The sequence below is a fragment of the Pseudoalteromonas sp. S3178 genome, from assembly GCF_005886985.1.
GTDB classification, from domain to species: Bacteria; Pseudomonadota; Gammaproteobacteria; order Enterobacterales; family Alteromonadaceae; genus Pseudoalteromonas; species Pseudoalteromonas carrageenovora.
Window position 1 is genome coordinate 1 of record NZ_PNCW01000589.1, and the last position, 321, is coordinate 321.

Annotated in this window: 1 protein-coding gene; it reads left to right on the plus strand. The window is 42.4% G+C overall.

Going from position 1 to position 321, the window contains the following annotated elements:
• A partial coding sequence (locus CWC11_RS22345; RefSeq protein WP_138684278.1) for a YhjD/YihY/BrkB family envelope integrity protein occupies positions 1-321 on the plus strand: 321 nt, incomplete at both ends.

Below are 321 nucleotides of genomic sequence, written 5' to 3' on the forward strand. Positions count from 1 at the left end.
TATCTATGCCTATTTTTCTTCTCCTGCAGAAATGGTTGATCAGCTACTGCCGCTTATTGAACTCTTACCACCATCCAGTCAAGAAATTATGTTGCAACAACTCAAAGCGCTCACTCAAAAATCGCAGGCAAGCCTAAGTTTAGGTGCTATTTTTACCCTCTTTTTAACAATATGGAGTAGCAGTAAAGGCTGCCAAGCGTTGATCACAGCCTGCAACATTACGTATCATGAGCATAATAAAAGGCGGTTTTTACAAGCCCTAGTGGTACGCTTTTTGTTTTCTGTGGGGGCGATTTTCGTCGCGATTGTGGCGTTGTCTAT